Source organism: Ramlibacter rhizophilus, from assembly GCF_004681965.1.
Classification (GTDB): domain Bacteria; phylum Pseudomonadota; class Gammaproteobacteria; order Burkholderiales; family Burkholderiaceae_C; genus Ramlibacter; species Ramlibacter rhizophilus.
The window spans coordinates 859893-876419 of sequence record NZ_SMLL01000001.1; the positions used below are offsets into that span (position 1 = coordinate 859893).

The 16527-nt window shown below is 67.5% G+C and carries 12 protein-coding genes; 10 read left to right on the forward strand and 2 right to left on the reverse strand.

What is annotated here, in order from left to right; genetic code table 11:
- Positions 1 to 81: 81 nt before the first annotated feature.
- Positions 82 to 870, reverse strand: a complete 789-nt coding sequence (gene fabI, locus EZ242_RS04040) for an enoyl-ACP reductase FabI (protein ID WP_135283809.1) — start codon at positions 868 to 870, stop codon at positions 82 to 84.
- Between the two features lie 37 nt (positions 871 to 907).
- Here fabI and EZ242_RS04045 point away from each other — a divergent pair, with 37 nt between their 5' ends.
- Genes EZ242_RS04045 through EZ242_RS04060 form a run of 4 tightly spaced genes read left to right on the forward strand, consistent with a single transcriptional unit; the run spans position 908 to position 6526 of the window.
- Positions 908 to 2716 (forward strand): extracellular solute-binding protein, encoded by a 1809-nt coding sequence (locus tag EZ242_RS04045; protein ID WP_135283810.1) that lies wholly within the window; start codon positions 908 to 910, stop codon positions 2714 to 2716.
- Positions 2717 to 2728: 12 nt separating this feature from the next.
- Complete coding sequence (locus EZ242_RS04050) at positions 2729 to 3763, forward strand: microcin C ABC transporter permease YejB (RefSeq protein WP_135283811.1); 1035 nt, start codon at positions 2729 to 2731, stop codon at positions 3761 to 3763.
- Positions 3764 to 3794: 31 nt separating this feature from the next.
- On the forward strand, positions 3795 to 4922 hold the full coding sequence (locus EZ242_RS04055) for an ABC transporter permease (RefSeq protein ID WP_135283812.1): 1128 nt from the start codon (positions 3795 to 3797) through the stop codon (positions 4920 to 4922).
- Complete coding sequence (locus tag EZ242_RS04060) at positions 4919 to 6526, forward strand: ABC transporter ATP-binding protein (protein ID WP_135283813.1); 1608 nt, start codon at positions 4919 to 4921, stop codon at positions 6524 to 6526. Before EZ242_RS04055 ends, EZ242_RS04060 begins: the two co-directional genes overlap by 4 nt.
- A 33-nt stretch (positions 6527 to 6559) precedes the next feature.
- Here EZ242_RS04060 and EZ242_RS04065 read toward each other — a convergent pair whose 3' ends face one another.
- Entirely contained in the window at positions 6560 to 7642 is a 1083-nt protein-coding gene (locus EZ242_RS04065; protein WP_135283814.1) for a hypothetical protein, read from the reverse strand.
- Positions 7643 to 8170: 528 nt separating this feature from the next.
- Between EZ242_RS04065 and rimP the strand changes: the two genes are divergently transcribed.
- The 6 genes from rimP to typA are packed head-to-tail and all read left to right on the forward strand — an operon-like array spanning position 8171 to position 16485.
- Positions 8171 to 8737 carry a ribosome maturation factor RimP gene (gene rimP / locus EZ242_RS04070; RefSeq protein WP_135283815.1) on the forward strand — a complete coding sequence of 189 codons (567 nt, stop codon included), beginning with the start codon at positions 8171 to 8173 and terminating at the stop codon, positions 8735 to 8737.
- Between the two features lies 1 nt (position 8738).
- Positions 8739 to 10238 (forward strand): transcription termination factor NusA, encoded by a 1500-nt coding sequence (gene nusA / locus EZ242_RS04075; RefSeq protein ID WP_135283816.1) that lies wholly within the window; start codon positions 8739 to 8741, stop codon positions 10236 to 10238.
- A gap of 23 nt (positions 10239 to 10261) precedes the next feature.
- Positions 10262 to 13114: a translation initiation factor IF-2 gene (infB, locus tag EZ242_RS04080; RefSeq protein ID WP_135283817.1), complete on the forward strand. Its 2853-nt coding sequence runs from the start codon at positions 10262 to 10264 to the stop codon at positions 13112 to 13114.
- A 23-nt stretch (positions 13115 to 13137) separates the two neighbouring features.
- Entirely contained in the window at positions 13138 to 13512 is a 375-nt protein-coding gene (gene rbfA, locus EZ242_RS04085) for a 30S ribosome-binding factor RbfA (protein WP_135283818.1), read from the forward strand.
- A 2-nt stretch (positions 13513 to 13514) separates the two neighbouring features.
- Positions 13515 to 14636: a tRNA pseudouridine(55) synthase TruB gene (gene truB, locus EZ242_RS04090; protein ID WP_135283819.1), complete on the forward strand. Its 1122-nt coding sequence runs from the start codon at positions 13515 to 13517 to the stop codon at positions 14634 to 14636.
- Between the two features lie 16 nt (positions 14637 to 14652).
- Positions 14653 to 16485 (forward strand): translational GTPase TypA, encoded by a 1833-nt coding sequence (gene typA, locus EZ242_RS04095; RefSeq protein WP_135283820.1) that lies wholly within the window; start codon positions 14653 to 14655, stop codon positions 16483 to 16485.
- The last annotated feature ends 42 nt before the right edge of the window (positions 16486 to 16527 follow it).

Consider the following 16527-nt stretch of genomic DNA (forward strand, 5'->3'; position numbering starts at 1 on the left):
TGGGGGCCGCGCGGGAAGCGGCGTCTCCGGCGCGCGCAGCCCCCACCCCAGCCCTCCCCCAGAGGGGGAGGGAATGGACCGTCAGGCCGGCTCGGCGATGCCGCCCACCACCTGGCTGAAGCCGCCATCCACGTACGTGATCTCGGCCGAGACCCCCGCGGCCAGGTCGGACAGCAGGAAGGCGGCCACGTTGCCCACGTCCTCGATGGTCACGTTGCGGCGGATGGGGGAGGTTTCGGCCACCACGTTCAGGATCTTGCCGAAGCCCTTGATGCCGCTGGCCGCCAGCGTCTTGATGGGGCCGGCGCTGATGCCGTTGACGCGCATGCCGCGCGGACCCAGCGACTCGGCCAGGTAGCGCACCGAGGCTTCGAGCGAGGCCTTGGCCAGGCCCATGGTGTTGTAGTTGGGGACCGTGCGGATCGCGCCCAGGTAGGTGAGCGTGAGCAGGGCCGAGCGCTCGTTCAGAAAGGGCAGGGCAGCCTTGGCCATGGCCGGGAAGCTGTAGGCGCTGATGTCGTGGGCGATCTTGAAGCCCTCGCGCGAGAGGCCGTCCAGGAAATCGCCGGCGATGGCCTCGCGCGGCGCGTAGCCGATGGCATGCACGAAGCCGTCGAACTTCGGCCAATGGGCCGACAGATCGGAAAAAAGTCGCTCGATCTGCGTGTCATCGCCCACGTCGCAGTCGAAAACCAGCTTGGAATCGAACTCCGCGGCGAATTCGGTGATCCGATCCCGGAAGCGCTCGCCCACGTAGCTGAACGCGAGCTCGGCTCCCTGCGCATGGCACGCCCGCGCGATGCCGTAGGCGATGGAGCGATTCGACAACACCCCGGTGATCAGAAACTTCTTCCCAGACAGGAAGCCCATGGAACGCTCTCCGTTAGAAACTCGGCAGAATTGTCGCATGCGACTTCTGCTCGTCCTGCCCGCGCTGGCGCTGGCGGCGCTCATGGCGGTGCCCGCCTGGGCCGCCCATGCGTACGCCCAGTTCGGCGACGTCAAGTACCCGCCGGGCTTCTCGCATTTCAGCTACGTCAACCCGGATGCGCCCAAGGGCGGCGAGATCCGGATGGTGCCGCCCACGCGGCCCACCAACTTCGACAAGTTCAACCCGTTCACGCTCAAGGGCACGGCGCCTTACGGCATCACCACGCTGATGTTCGACTCGCTGCTGACCGGCAATTCCGAGGAGCCCACCACCGCCTACGGCCTGCTGGCCGAGGACGTGAGCGTCGCCCCGGACGGCCTCTCGGCCACCTTCCGCTTGAATCCCAAGGCGCGCTTCCACAACGGCAAGCCGGTGCTTGCGGCGGACGTGGTGCATTCGTTCCGCACCCTCACCAGCAAGCAGGCGGCGCCGCAGTTCCGCACCATCTATGCCGAGGTCAAGGGTGTGGAAGCGCTGGACGAGCGCACCGTGCGCTTCGATTTCGCCAGCCCCAACCGCGAGCTGCCCCTCATCGTGGGCGGCATGCCGGTCTTCAGCCGCGACTGGGGACAGGGCAAGCCTTTCGACCAGGTGGTCTCGGAGGTGCCGATCGCCAGCGGCCCCTACCGCATCGCCGACCCGCGCATGGGCCGCGACATCACCTACGTGCGCGACCCGAACTACTGGGCGGCCGACCTGAACGTGCGCCGCGGCCATTACAACTTCGACCGCATCACCTTCAAGATCTACCTGGACGAGACCTCGCGCTTCGAGGGCCTGAAGGCCGGCGAATTCGACTTCATGCGCGAGTTCATCTCGCGCAACTGGGCGCGGCAGTACACGGGCAAGGCCTTCGAATCCGGCGAGCTCGCCAAGCGGCCCTTCCCGAACCAGAACCCCGGCGACTTCCAGGGCTACGTGTTCAACCTGCGCCATCCGAAGTTCCAGGACGTGCGCGTGCGAAAGGCCCTGGGCCTGGCCATGGACTTCGACTGGATGAACCGGCAGCTGTTCTACAACCTGTACAAGCGCGTGCAGGGTTACTTCCCGAACAGCGAGTTCCACGCCGAGGGCCTGCCCAAGCCCGACGAGCTCGCCATCCTGGAGCCGCTGCGCGACAAGCTGCGACCGGAGGTGTTCGGCCCGGCCTACGTCTCGCCGAGCACCAAGCCGCCGCACAGCCTGCGGGACAACCTGCGCCAGGCGCAGAAGCTCCTGGCCGAGGCCGGCTGGACCTACCGCGACGGCGCCCTGCGCAACGAGAAGGGCGAGCCCTTCACCATCGAGTTCCTCACCGACCAGCCCTCGCTGGTGCGCATCGTCACGCCCTTCGAGAAGGCGCTGGAGAAGCTGGGCATCCAGCTGATCTACCGCTCGGTGGACTTCTCCCTGGCCAAGCAGAAGATGGACGAGTTCGACTTCGAGCTCACCACCACGCGGCTTCCGGGCAGCACGGCCCCGGGCACGGAACTGCTGGAGCGCTGGGGGTCCGAGGCGGCGAAGACCAAAGGCTCGTCCAACATCTGGGGCATCGCGGACCCGGCGGTCGATGCCATCCTGCAGAAGGTGGTCACGGCCAAGACGCGCCCGGAGCTGTCCGCCGCCATGCGCGCCCTGGACCGGGTGCTCACGCATGGCCACTATTCCATCCCCCAGTACTACGGGAGTGATTTCCTGGTGGGCTTCCGTCCGCGGCGCTTCGAGCTGCCCGCCACCATCCCGCCGTACTACGATGTCCACAACTGGGCCATGTCCACGTGGTGGGGCTCGCCACAAAACCGCTGATCGGGCTCCTCCATGGCCAGCTACATCCTCAAGCGCCTGCTGCTGATGATCCCCACGCTGCTGGGCGTGCTGCTGGTCACCTTCATGGTCACGCAGTTCGTTCCCGGCGGGCCGGTGGAGCAGATGGTGGCGCAGCTCCAAGGCCGCGACGCGGGCGGCGAAACCGCCGCGGCCTCGGGTGCGGGCTACCGCGGCCGGCAGGGCGTGGACGAACAGCGGATCGCCGAGATCCGCGCCCTCTACGGCTTCGACAAGCCCGCGCACGAGCGTTTCCTGCAGATGCTGGGGCAGTTCGCGCGCTTCGACCTGGGCAAGAGCTTCTACCAGCACAAGGACGTGTGGCAGCTGGTCAAGGAGAAGCTGCCGGTGTCCATCAGCCTGGGCTTGTGGACCTTCTTCCTCAGCTACCTCATCGCCGTGCCACTGGGCGTGGCCAAGGCCGTGCGGGCCGGCACGCGCTTCGACTTCATCACCACGCTCTTCGTGCTGGTGGGTTACGCCATCCCGGGCTTCGTGTTGGGCGTGGCGCTGCTGGTCATCTTCGGCGGGCAGCTGCAGTGGTTTCCGCTGCGCGGGCTGACCTCGTCCAACTGGGAGCAGCTGAGCCTGGGCGGCAAGATCGTGGACTACCTCTGGCACATCACGCTGCCAGTCACGGCCATGGTGTTCGGCAGCTTCGCCGTCACGGCCATGCTGACCAAGAACGCCTTCCTGGAGGAAATCCGCAAGCAGTACGTGCTGACCGCCCGCGCGAAGGGCCTGGCCGAGCGGCGGGTGCTCTGGAAGCACGTCTTTCGCAACGCGCTCATTCCCATCATCACCGGCTTTCCGGCGGCCTTCATCGGCGCGTTCTTCACCGGCTCGTTGCTGATCGAGACCCTGTTCTCGCTCGACGGCCTGGGGCTCCTGAGCTACGAGAGCATCATCCGGCGCGACTACCCGGTGGTGCTGGGAACGCTCTACCTCTTCACCCTGATCGGCCTGGTGACCAAGCTCATCAGCGACTTGTCCTACGTACTGGTGGACCCGCGTGTCAAGTTCGACTGAGCCCAATCACGCGCAAGCAGCTGCCTCCAGCATGAACGCCGGCGGCGGCGACCCGCCGCGCGTCGCGCGGGTGGGCGCCTACGGCCAGGCCGCGCCCCTGCCGGCCGAGGCCGGCGCGCCCGCCCGGTTGGCGCCGCCCGTCTCGCCCGGGCGGCGGGCCTGGCAGCGCTTTCGCCGCAATCGCCTGGGCTTCGTGAGCCTGATCCTTTTCAGCACCATGGTCATCCTGAGCCTCTTCGCCGAGGTGCTGTCCAACGACAAGCCGCTCATCGTCCGCTACGAGGGCCACTTCTACTTCCCCCTGGTGCGCGACTACCCCGAGCGCACCTTCGGCGGTGACTTCGCCACGCCTGCGGACTACCTGGACCCCTTCATCCGCGACCGAATCACGGGGGGCGACAACTGGGCCATCTACCCGCCCAACCCCTACGGGCCGCGCACCCTCAACTATTTCGCGAGCCAACCCAATCCCGCGGCGCCCTCGCAGGAAAACTTCTTCGGCAGCGACGACCGCGGCCGCGACCTGCTCGCGCAGCTGATCTACGGCTTCCGGGTCAGCGTGCTGTTCGGCCTGGCGCTCACGGCCATCGGCGTGGTGCTGGGGGTCATCACCGGCGCCATCCAGGGCTTCCTCGGCGGCAAGACGGACCTGGCCTTCCAGCGCTTCATCGAGATCTGGGGCTCCATGCCGGAGCTGTACCTGCTGATCATCTTCAGCGCCGTTTTCGCGCCCAGCGTGTCGCTGCTGCTGATCCTGCTCTCGCTCTTCGGCTGGATGGGCCTGTCCGACTATGTGCGAGCCGAGTTCCTGCGCAACCGGCAGATGGACTACGTGCGGGCCGCGCGGGCGCTGGGCGTGGGCAAGCTGCGCATCATGAGCAAGCACATCCTCCCCAACAGCATGACGCCGGTGGTCACCTTCCTGCCCTTTCGCATGAGCGCCGCCATCCTGGCGCTCACCTCGCTGGACTTCCTGGGGCTGGGGGTGCCGCCGGGCACGCCTTCGCTGGGCGAATTGCTCAGCCAGGGCAAGGCCAACATCGACGCCTGGTGGATCTCGCTGTCCACCTTCGGCGTGCTGGCGCTCACCTTGCTGCTGCTCACCTTCATGGGTGACGCGCTGCGCGACGCGCTCGATCCGCGGAAGAACTCGGCATGAATCGTGCGCCGCTGCTCGACGTGCGCCAGCTCACCGTCGCCTTCGGCGGCAAGCGGGTGGTGCACGGCGTGGACTTCCACATCGCCGCCGGCGAGAAGCTCGCCCTGGTGGGTGAATCGGGCTCGGGCAAGACCGTGACGGCCCTGTCGCTGCTGCGCCTGGTGCAGAACGCCGAGCTGTCGGGCAGCGCACTGCTGCACGACGCCCACGGCTCACGCGACCTGCTGGCCCTGTCCGAGCGCGAGATGCTGGGCGTGCGCGGCAGCGACATCGCCATGATCTTCCAGGAGCCCATGACCGCGCTCAACCCGCTCTACACGGTGGGCGACCAGGTGGCCGAGGTGATCGAGCTCAAGCAGGGGCTGGATCGCAAGGCGGCCTGGCAGGGCGCCGTCCAGGCCCTGGCCGCCACCGGCATCCCGGAGCCCGAGCGCCGCGCCCACGCCTTCCCGCACCAGCTCTCGGGCGGCCAGCGCCAGCGGGCCATGATCGCCATGGCGCTGGCCACGCGGCCGCGCCTGCTGCTGGCCGACGAGCCCACCACGGCACTGGACGTCACCCTGCGCGGGCAGATCCTGGACCTGCTGTCGGACCTGCAGCGCCAGACCGGCATGGCGGTGCTGATCATCACGCACGACCTCAACCTCGTGCGCAAGTTCGCCGACCGGGTGGCGGTGATGGAGAACGGGCACCTGGTGGAGCAGGGCAGGGTGGCGCAGGTCTTCGAGTCGCCGCGCCATTCGTACACGCGCAAGCTGATCGAGAGCGTGCCGCAGCGGGATGTGGTCGAGCAGCCGGTGGATTCCTCCGCACCGGCCGTGATCCGTGGTCGCCAGTTGCAGGTGGCCTATCCCACGCCCATTCCCGGCATCAAGGGCTGGTTCCGCAAAGGCGAGTATGTCGCGGTGCACGGGGCCGATTTCGAGCTCCCGCCCGGGCGGACGCTGGGGGTGGTCGGCGAGTCGGGCTCGGGGAAGTCCACCCTGGCACTGGCTGCTCTGGGCCTGATGCCGCATCGGGGCGACTTGCAGGTGGTCGGCCGGCAGTGGCAGGGACGCACCGGTGCCGACCGGCCGCTGCGGCGCGCGGTGCAGGTGGTGTTCCAGGACCCGTTCTCGTCGCTGTCGCCACGCATGACGGTGGAGGAGATCGTAGGCGAAGGCCTGCTGGTGCACGAGCCGGGTATGCCGGCCGAGAAGCGCCGCGAGGCGGTGGTCGCCGCGCTGTCGGAGGTCGGGCTGACCGAAGCCCAGTTCCCCGGCCTGCTGCAACGCTACCCGCACGAGTTCTCGGGTGGCCAGCGACAGCGCCTGGCCATCGCCCGAGCCTTGATCGTGCGCCCGCAGGTGCTGGTGCTCGACGAGCCCACCAGCGCGCTGGACGTCACCATCCAGCAGCAGGTGCTGCGCCTGCTGCAGCGTCTGCAGCGGGAGAAGCAGCTGAGTTATCTATTGATCACCCACGACGTGCAGGTGATCCGTGCCATGGCGCACGAGGTGATGGTGATGAAGGACGGCGCGATCCTGGAGGCAGGGCCGGTGGATCGGGTGCTGGGCGCGCCGCGCGATGCGTATACGCGGACGCTTGTTGAGGCGGCAAGCTGAGTTGGCGCCAGCGGCCGCGGGCTGAAGCAGGAATCAGCCAGGACCATCCAGTTCCGCGCCGGCGGCAAGCGCCAGGATGCTCCAGGTGGTCGGTGGCGTGTGAAGCGAAGCGTTGCCGTCCTTGTCGATCCGGAAGGTTTGCGTCACCCCGCATTGACTGCCGGCGGTGGCGGGGCGGTGCGCTTCGAGGGTTCCGTTTTGGTAGTACCTGGCAATGCTCTTGGGGCGATAGAGCACCGTGCTGGTCAGGAGCACATCGCCACCGTCTCTTTGCAATTTGTACGTGACCTCGTAGTCGCGGGCCGGCAAGCACACTGGCGTTCCATCCGGTAGCCTGAAAGGACTGTTGCGCGTGTAGGAGGCCTTGTCGACGAATCCGAACGCGCCCTGCTGGCACCAGCGCGAGATCTCCTGAAATTGGACCAGGTTCTCACCAGCGATTTCGGTGAAGATTGCCTGCACCGCGCCCTGCTTGGCGAGTGCCTTGGCGCTGTCATCGTCAAACTGCCGCACCTGATCGACGGTGATCAGCCGCTTCTCCTTCCCTGAGGCCGTCACGATGCTGTGGCTGGCGCGCCCGATGTCTCGCTCGAACTCCCTGAATATGGGAAGCGTGATTCGACTGCCGCTGCCGTACTGCACGGTGACCGCCGGCGAGGATTGGTCCAAGTTCATCCCACCTTGCTGCTGCATGTTCGCGCTGGCGAAGGAAGCCAACGTGGCACGGGAAGAAGTTGCCGCTTCGATCCTTGCGACCAGTCGCGTCAGTTTCCGGGGCTCCGCTCCGCTGTCGAGGTGCCACTTGGCGCGGTTGAGGGCATCCAGGAACAACTCGAACTGGTTTGACGGCAACACTGCGATCTGCAGGGCGAGCTGCTTGTCAGCGCCCCGCCTGACAAGCCGTTCTTCCGTGGCGCGAAGCATCCTCTCGATGGCATTCGCATCCACCCCGCCTTCGGCCTTGAGGCCGAGGAGATCGATTAGGAATCTGGCCGCGTCCGCTTCAGGTAAGGCCGCAACCGCGGTGGAAACGGTGCGCTGGAACCTCTCGGTGATGGAACCGGTGGTGGCGTCGGCCTGCATTTCGCCAAGTACGGTCTGCAGTTCGCTTTGCATGGCGTGTGGTCCGCGGGCTGCGGCGTGCCTCAGCCGGCCCACGGTAGCGATGGCGTCTTGACTCGCTCCGAGTGCACTCGGCATGCCGGCCATTGGCGGCTGCGGGTGAACCCGTGCCTGGGAACGGAGGCTGCCGAGCCAATTGGCCAATCGCGCCAATGGCGACCTCTGTGCCGGCTGCGCAGTGGCGGCGGTCGGCGCCGGGGTGCCGGACGGACGGGTCGGAAAGGAGCGGGAGGACGGAGAAACGGGGACGTGGACGGGCATGGAAGCTCTCCTTTGAGGTGGGCCTGTGAGGCGCCGGGGTGCCAGCCCTGCCGTAGTAACCGCTGTGCTGCCACCTGTTCCAAGTGCAGGCTTAATGCGCGCTGACTCGGATTGCTCGCTGAAGCCTTGGCAAGGCGGGCAGCCGGGATTACAATCTCGCGCTGACGACCAAACCGGGCGGGTACTGACCGCCCGTTTTTTTTGGTCGCCCGGAAATCTCAAGGCCGAGCCAGTCGGCCGGCAAAGGAACTCAGGCTTTCAGTGGCACTTCAGGACATCGTCGAACAAGTCGTGACCGGGCTCGGCTACGAGCTGGTGGAGATCGAGCGCTCCGCCGGCGGCCTGCTGCGCATCACCATCGACCTGCCCTGGGCGCCTGGTTCCGAGGAATACGTCACCGTCGAGGACTGCGAGAAGGTCACGCGGCAACTTCAGTTCACCCTGGAGGTCGAAGAGGTCGCCTATTCGCGGCTGGAGGTGTCCTCGCCGGGTATCGACCGGCCGCTTCGCGGCGAGCGTGACTTCGAGCGCTTCGAGGGCGAGGTGATCGACCTCACCCTCAAGGCGCCCATGGGCGCCGCGGCGGCGGGCCAGGTGGCGGCCAATCGCAAGAAGTTTCGCGGCACGCTCGAGCGTGCCGAGGGCGGCGGCTGGCAGATCACCTGGAGTGACGAGCCGCCACCGCCACCCGGCCGCAAGGTCAGCAAGAAAAAGGAGGCGCCCGTGCAGGTGCTCGGCTTCGAACTGGCCGAGCTCAAGGAGGCACGCCTGGCGCCCATCGTGAATTTCAAGGGGCGCCGCCCCAAGTCAGTTGCAGGAGAGTCGTGAGATGAATCGCGAAATGTTGATGCTGGTCGAGGCCATCTCGCGCGAGAAGAACGTGGAGCGCGACGTGGTCTTCGGCGCCGTGGAGTCGGCGCTGGCGCAGGCCACCAAGAAGCTGTACTCGGGCGAGGTGGACATCCGCGTGGCCATCGACCGGGACACGGGCGAATACGAGACCTTCCGCCGCTGGCTGGTGGTGCCCGATTCGGCCGGCCTGCAGAACCCCGAGGCCGAGGAACTCCTCATGGACGCTCGCGAGCGCGTGTCCGATGTGGAGGAGGGCGACTACATCGAGGAGCCCATCGCCTCCGTGCCCATCGGCCGCATCGGCGCCATGGCCGCCAAGCAGGTGATCCTGCAGAAGATCCGCGACGCCGAGCGCGAGATGCTGCTGAACGACTTCATGTCCCGCGGCGACAAGATCTTCGTGGGCACCGTCAAGCGCATGGACAAGGGCGACATCATCGTCGAGAGCGGGCGCGTGGAAGGGCGCCTGCGCCGCGGCGAGATGATCCCCAAGGAAAACCTGCGCAACGGCGACCGCGTGCGCGCCATGATCATGGAGGTGGACCTCACCCTGCGCGGCGCGCCCATCATCCTGTCGCGCTCGGCGCCCGAGTTCATGATCGAGCTGTTCCGCCAGGAAGTGCCCGAGATCGAGCAGGGCCTGCTGGAGATCAAGAGCTGCGCCCGCGACCCCGGTTCGCGCGCCAAGATCGCCGTCCTGTCGCACGACAAGCGGGTCGACCCCATCGGCACCTGCGTGGGCGTGCGCGGCACGCGCGTGAATGCCGTCACCAACGAGCTGGCGGGCGAGCGGGTGGACATCGTGCTGTGGTCCGAGGACCCGGCGCAGTTCGTCATCGGCGCACTGGCGCCGGCCAACGTCCAGTCCATCGTGGTGGACGAGGAAAAGCACGCCATGGACGTGGTGGTGGACGAGGAGAACCTCGCCATCGCCATCGGCCGGGGCGGCCAGAACGTCCGCCTGGCTTCCGACCTCACGGGCTGGAAGATCAACATCATGGACGCCAACGAATCGGCCCAGAAGCAGGCCGAGGAGACCAGCTCCATGCGCGCCCTCTTCATGGAGAAGCTGGACGTGGACGAAGAGATCGCCGACATCCTGATCTCCGAGGGCTTCACCAGCCTTGAAGAAGTGGCCTACGTCCCCATCCAGGAAATGCTGGACATCGAATCGTTCGACGAGGACACCGTCAACGAGCTGCGAGTCCGCGCGAAGGATGCGCTTCTGACCATGGAGATTGCCCGCGAGGAAAGCGTGGAACAGGTCTCGCAGGACCTGCGCACCCTGGAAGGGCTGACGCCCTCACTGATTGGCAAGCTGGCTGAGGCCGGCGTGCATACCCGCGACGACCTGGCCGACCTGGCCGTCGATGAACTCACCGATTTGACCGGGCAGAGCCCGGAAGAAGCCAAGGCCCTGATCATGAAGGCCCGCGAGCACTGGTTCACCACCGGCGCAACGGCGACCCAAGAGTGATGTGATGGGAGGCACCAGAACCTATGTCCAGTACGACCGTCGCCGAGTTCGCCAATGAACTCAAGAAATCTCCCGACACCCTGCTCGAGCAATTGCGCAGCGCCGGCGTCGCCAAGTCCGCGGCGTCCGATTCGCTGACCGAGTCGGACAAGCAGAAGCTGCTCGGCTACCTGCAGGCCAGCCATGGCACGGTATCGCCCGAGCGTCGCAAGATCACGCTGACCAAGAAGTCCACCAGCGAGATCAAGCAGGCCGACGCCTACGGCAAGGCACGCACCATCCAGGTGGAAGTGCGCAAGAAGCGCACGTTCATCAAGCGCGAGGACGGTGGCGACACCGCCGTGATCGACGCGCCCGAGGCCCAGGGCCGCGAGGACGCGGCGCCCAGCCCGGAGGACGCGGAGCTGGTGCGCCGCGAAGAGGAAGCACGCCGCCAGGCCGAGTCGATCCAGCTGCAGGAAAACGCGCTGGTCGAGGAGCGCCGCCAGCGCGAGGAGGCCGAGCGCCGCGACCGCGAGGCCGAAGCCCGCGCCGCCGCCTACCTGGCCGCCGAAGAAGCCAAGAAAGCCCAGGCCCTGGCCGAGAAGCAGGAAGCCTCGCAGGAAGCTGCGGCCGCCGCGAGCGCCCGCGCCGCGGCCCAGGCCGAAGCCCGCGCCAAGGCCGAAGCCGAGTCCAAGGCCCGCGCCGACGAAGAGGCTGCCCGTGCCCGCGACCTGGAAGAGCGTCGCCGCAAGGCGCTGGCCGAAGCCGAAGCCATTCGCGCCATGATGGCCGCGCCCAAGAAGGTGCTGGTGGCCAAGAAGCCCGAGGAGGCCAAGCCGGCCGCCAAGCCGGGCGAAGCGGTCAAGCCGGCCGCCAAGGGCACGCTGCACAAGCCCGCGGTCACCGGCCGCGCGGCGCCGACGGGTGCGCCCGCCGCGCCTGGCGCCGGCAAGGAAGTCAAGTCCGCCAAGCTGTCCTCCAGCTGGGCCGGCGACACGGCCAAGAAGAAGGCCATTCCCACCCGCGGCGACGCCTCGGGCGGGGTGGGCCGCAATACCTGGCGGTCCGGCCCGCGGGGCCGCCGCGGCAGCGACCGCGACCACCGCGACGACTCGCCGGCACAAGCCGTGGAGCAGCGCGTGATCGAGGTGCACGTGCCCGAGACCATCACCGTGGCCGAACTGGCCCACAAGATGGCGGTCAAGGCCTCCGAGGTCATCAAGGTGCTGATGAAGATGGGCCAGATGGTCACCATCAACCAGCCGCTGGACCAGGACACGGCCATGATCGTGGTCGAGGAAATGGGCCACAAGGCCGTGGTCGCCGCGCTGGACGACCCCGAGGCCTTCACCGAGCAGGACGTCGGCACCACCGACGGCCCGGCCCTGCCGCGCGCGCCGGTGGTCACCGTCATGGGCCACGTGGACCATGGCAAGACCTCGCTGCTGGACTACATCCGCCGCGCCAAGGTTGCCGCCGGTGAGGCGGGCGGCATCACGCAGCACATCGGCGCCTACCACGTCGAGACGCCGCGCGGCGTCATCTCCTTCCTGGACACCCCCGGCCACGAGGCCTTCACGGCCATGCGTGCCCGCGGTGCGCAGGCGACCGACATCGTCATCCTGGTGGTGGCGGCCGACGACGGCGTCATGCCGCAGACCAAGGAAGCCGTCAAGCACGCGAAGGCGGCCGGCGTGCCCATCGTGGTGGCGGTCAACAAGATCGACAAGCCCGGCGTGAACCCTGAGCGGGTCAAGCAGGAGCTGGTGGTCGAGGAGGTCGTGCCCGAGGAATACGGTGGCGATTCGCCCTTCGTGAACGTCTCGGCCCTCACCGGCCAGGGCATCGACGACCTGCTCGAGCAGGTGCTGCTGCAGGCCGAGGTGCTGGAGCTGAAGGCGCCGGTGGAAGCCGCCGCCAAGGGCCTGGTGATCGAGGCGCAGCTGGACAAGGGCCGCGGCCCGGTGGCCACGGTGCTGGTGCAGTCGGGCACGCTCAAGACCGGCGACGTGGTGCTGGCCGGCCAGACCTACGGCCGGGTGCGCGCCATGCTCGACGAGAACGGAAAGCCGATCAAGTCGGCCGGCCCGTCCATTCCGGTGGAGATCCAGGGCCTGTCGGACGTCCCGCAGGCCGGCGACGAGTTCATGGTGCTGTCCGACGAACGCCGTGCCCGCGAAATCGCGACCTACCGCGCGGGCAAGTTCCGCAACACGAAGCTGGCCAGGCAGCAGGCCGCCAAGCTGGAGAACATGTTCGCCGACATGACGGCCGGCGAGGTGAAGACCCTGCCGATCATCATCAAGGCCGACGTGCAGGGCTCCCAAGAGGCGCTGTCCCAGTCGCTGGTCAAGCTCTCCACCGAGGAGGTGAAGGTGCAGCTGGTGTATGCCGGTGTGGGCGGCATCAGCGAATCCGACATCAACCTGGCGCTCGCCTCCAAGGCCGTGGTGATCGGCTTCAACGTGCGTGCCGACGCCGGCGCGCGCAAGCTGGCCGAGAACAACGGCGTGGACCTGCGCTACTACAGCATCATCTACGACGCGGTGGACGAGCTGAAGGTGGCCATGTCCGGCATGCTGGCACCGGAGCAGCGCGAAGAGGTCATCGGCACGGCCGAGATCCGCACCGTGTTCGTTGCGTCGAAGATCGGCACGGTGGCCGGCTCGTACATCACCTCGGGCCAGGTCACGCGCTCCGCGAAGTTCCGCCTGCTGCGCGACAACGTGGTCATCTACACCGGCGAGGTCGAGTCGGTGCGCCGCATGAAGGATGACGTGCGCGAGGTCAAGGAAGGCTTCGAGTGCGGTATCAAGCTGCGCAACTACAACGACATCAAGGAAGGCGACCAGCTCGAGTTCTTCGAGGTCAAGGAGATCGCGCGGACGCTGTAAGGCGCTCCCTGCGAAGGCTGCCGATGCCGAAGAAATCCTCCACGCCCAACCGCGCCTTCAAGGTCGCGGACCAGATCCAGCGAGACCTCACGGAGCTGATCGCCCGTGAGCTCAAGGACCCGCGCGTGGGCATGGTCACGATCCAGGCCGTGGAGGTCACGCCGGACTATGCCCATGCCAAGGTGTTCTTCAGCGTGCTGATCGGCGATCCGCAGGAAACCCAGGACGCCCTCAACCAGGCGGCCGGCTTCCTGCGAAACGGCCTGTTCAAGCGCCTGCACATCCACACGGTGCCCACGCTGCACTTCCAGTTCGACCGCACCACCGAGCGTGCGGCCGACATGAACGCGCTGATCGCCCGCGCGGTCGCCTCGCGTTCCAAGGACGACACCGAGTAACCATGAGCGCACCACGAGCACGGGTCGTGAGGCGCCCCGTGCACGGGGTGCTATTGCTGGACAAGCCGCGAGGTCTGTCCAGCAACGACGCATTGCAGAAGGCCAAATGGCTGCTGCGGGCCGAGAAGGCGGGCCACACCGGCACGCTGGATCCGCTCGCCACGGGCGTGTTGCCCCTGTGCTTCGGCGCGGCCACCAAGTTCAGCCAGCTCCAGCTGGAAGCGGACAAGACCTACGAAGCGGTCGCCGTGCTGGGTGTGCGCACCACCACGGCCGATGCCGAGGGCGATGTCGTCGAGCAGCGTCCGGTTCCCGCGATCGATACCGCGGCGCTCGACGCCGTGCGCCAGCGCTTCACCGGCCGAATCCGCCAGCTGCCCCCCATGCACAGCGCGCTCAAGAAGGACGGCAAGGCCCTGTACGAATACGCGCGGGCCGGGCAGGAGGTCGAGCGTGCCGAACGCGAGGTGTCGATCCACGCGCTCGAGCTGGAATGGCTCGGCCCGAACGCCGAAGGCCATCCCGCGCTTCGCATCGCGGCGCGCGTGAGCAAGGGCACCTACATCCGCACGCTGGGCGAGGACATCGGCCTGGCCCTGGGCTGCGGGGCGTATCTTTCGTCGCTGCGAAGGCTGGCGACCGGCCATTACGACGTGGCGCACTGCACCACTGTCGAAGCGCTGGAGGCGATGTCCGAGCAAGACCGCCTCGGGTGCCTCTTGCCCCCGCAGAGCCTCCTGGAAGGTCACGCGCCCGTCATGCTGGGCAGCGAGGATGCCGGGCGATTCCTCTCGGGGGTGCGTCGGCGCGGCGCCTGGCCTGATTGCGACGCGGTCGCGGTGTTCGGCCCGGGGGGCGCCGCGGGCTCGGTTCCGGCCGAGCCCTTCGACAAGCTCAGGGCGAACGGAATCGCGTCTGTTCCGGCCGAGCCCTTCGACAAGCCCAGGGCGAACGCAATGACGTCCGTTCGGGCTGAGCCTGTCGAAGCCCTCTCAACCACGCAGGGCGGGCGAAGCCGCGCGCTTTCGTCCGTCCTCCTCGGCACCGGCCACGTCAAGGCCGGCGAATTGATCCCGGGCCGGCTGCTGAGCCCCATCGAAATCCAGCAGATCCTGAGTTCGTGAGAACCCACCCAACCCCATGAGCAAGAAGCAAATTCGCAACATCGCCATCATCGCGCACGTCGACCACGGCAAGACCACACTGGTCGACCAGCTGCTGCGCCAGAGCGGCACCTTCGCCGAGCACGAGAAGGTCGTCGACACCGTGATGGACAACAACGCCATCGAGCGCGAGCGCGGCATCACCATCCTGGCCAAGAACTGCGCCGTGAGCTGGAAGGGCACTCACATCAACATCGTGGACACCCCTGGCCACGCCGACTTCGGCGGCGAGGTGGAGCGGGCCCTGTCCATGGTGGACGGCGTGGTGCTGCTGATCGACGCCCAGGAGGGGCCGATGCCGCAGACGCGCTTCGTGACCAAGAAGGCCCTCGCCCTGGGCCTGCGGCCCATCGTGGTCGTCAACAAGGTGGACAAGCCCGGCGCCGCGCCCGACAAGGTGATCAATGCCGCCTTCGACCTCTTCGACAAGCTCGGCGCCACCGACGAACAGCTCGACTTCCCGGTGGTCTATGCCTCCGGCATCAACGGCTGGTCCTCGCTGGAGGAGGGCGCGCCGGGCGAGCAGTGGGGCCCCGACATGTCGGCCCTGTTCGAGACCGTGCTCCAGCACGTTCCCGCGCACCAGGGCGATCCGGCCGCGCCGCTGCAGCTGCAGATCTCGGCGCTGGACTATTCCAGCTTCGTCGGTCGCATCGGCGTGGGCCGGATCAACGCCGGAACGCTGCGCCCCGCCATGGACGTCGTCGTGATGGAAGGGCCGGACGGCAAGAGCTACAAGGGCCGCATCAACCAGGTGCTGACCTTCCAGGGCCTGGACCGCGTGCAGGCCGCCGAGGCCGGCCCGGGCGACATCGTGCTGGTCAACGGCATCGAGGACCTGGGCATCGGCGTGACGCTCACCGACCCCGCCAACCCGCAGCCCCTTCCCATGCTCAAGGTCGACGAGCCGACCCTGACCATGAACTTCTGCGTCAACACCAGCCCGCTGGCCGGCCGCGAAGGCAAGTTCGTCACCAGCCGCCAGCTCTGGGACCGGCTGCAGAAGGAATTGCAGCTGAACGTGGCGCTGCGCGTGCGCGAGACGGACGAGGAGGGCGTGTTCGAGGTCTCCGGCCGCGGCGAACTGCACCTCACCATCCTGCTGGAGAACATGCGGCGCGAGGGCTACGAGCTGGCGGTGTCCAAGCCCCGCGTGGTCTTCAAGGAGATCGACGGCGAGCGCTGCGAGCCCATCGAGCTGGTCACGGCCGACATCGAGGAGCAGCACCAGGGCAGCGTCATGCAGGCCCTGGGCGAGCGCAAGGCCGAACTGTTGAACATGGAGCCGGACGGCCGCGGCCGCGTGCGCCTGGAGTACCGCATCCCCGCGCGGGGCCTGATCGGCTTTTCCAACGAGTTCCTGAACCTCACCCGCGGCTCGGGCCTGATCGCCAACATCTTCGACCGCTACGAGCCGCACAAGGGCGACATCGGCGGCCGCAAGAACGGCGTGCTGATCTCCATGGACGACGGCGAGATCTTCACCTACGCCCTGGGCAAGCTGGATGACCGCGGCCGCATGTTCGTCAAGGCCAACGACCCCGTGTACGAAGGCATGGTGGTGGGCGTCCACAACCGGGACAACGACCTGGTGGTCAACGCCACGCGCACCAAGCAGCTGACCAACTTCCGCGTGAGCGGCAAGGAAGACGCGATCAAGGTGACGCCGCCCATCACCCTCACGCTGGAGTACGCGGTGGAGTTCATCGAGGACGACGAGCTGGTGGAGATCACGCCCAAGTCCATTCGCCTGCGCAAGCGCTTCCTGAAGGAGCACGAGCGCAAGCGCGCGCTGCGCGAAGCGGCCTGAGGCGCGGCCCCGTGCGGGCTCGCGCCCCGGCGCGGGCCGCCA

Coding starts and splice junctions, on each gene's coding strand:
- fabI (WP_135283809.1), bottom strand. CDS start 870: ATGGGCTTCCTGTCTGGGAAGAAGTTTCTGATCACCGGGGTGTTGTCG.
- EZ242_RS04045 (WP_135283810.1), top strand. CDS start 908: ATGCGACTTCTGCTCGTCCTGCCCGCGCTGGCGCTGGCGGCGCTCATG.
- EZ242_RS04050 (WP_135283811.1), top strand. CDS start 2,729: ATGGCCAGCTACATCCTCAAGCGCCTGCTGCTGATGATCCCCACGCTG.
- EZ242_RS04055 (WP_135283812.1), top strand. CDS start 3,795: ATGAACGCCGGCGGCGGCGACCCGCCGCGCGTCGCGCGGGTGGGCGCC.
- EZ242_RS04060 (WP_135283813.1), top strand. CDS start 4,919: ATGAATCGTGCGCCGCTGCTCGACGTGCGCCAGCTCACCGTCGCCTTC.
- EZ242_RS04065 (WP_135283814.1), bottom strand. CDS start 7,642: ATGCAAAGCGAACTGCAGACCGTACTTGGCGAAATGCAGGCCGACGCC.
- nusA (WP_135283816.1), top strand. CDS start 8,739: ATGAATCGCGAAATGTTGATGCTGGTCGAGGCCATCTCGCGCGAGAAG.
- infB (WP_135283817.1), top strand. CDS start 10,262: ATGTCCAGTACGACCGTCGCCGAGTTCGCCAATGAACTCAAGAAATCT.
- rbfA (WP_135283818.1), top strand. CDS start 13,138: ATGCCGAAGAAATCCTCCACGCCCAACCGCGCCTTCAAGGTCGCGGAC.
- truB (WP_135283819.1), top strand. CDS start 13,515: ATGAGCGCACCACGAGCACGGGTCGTGAGGCGCCCCGTGCACGGGGTG.
- typA (WP_135283820.1), top strand. CDS start 14,653: ATGAGCAAGAAGCAAATTCGCAACATCGCCATCATCGCGCACGTCGAC.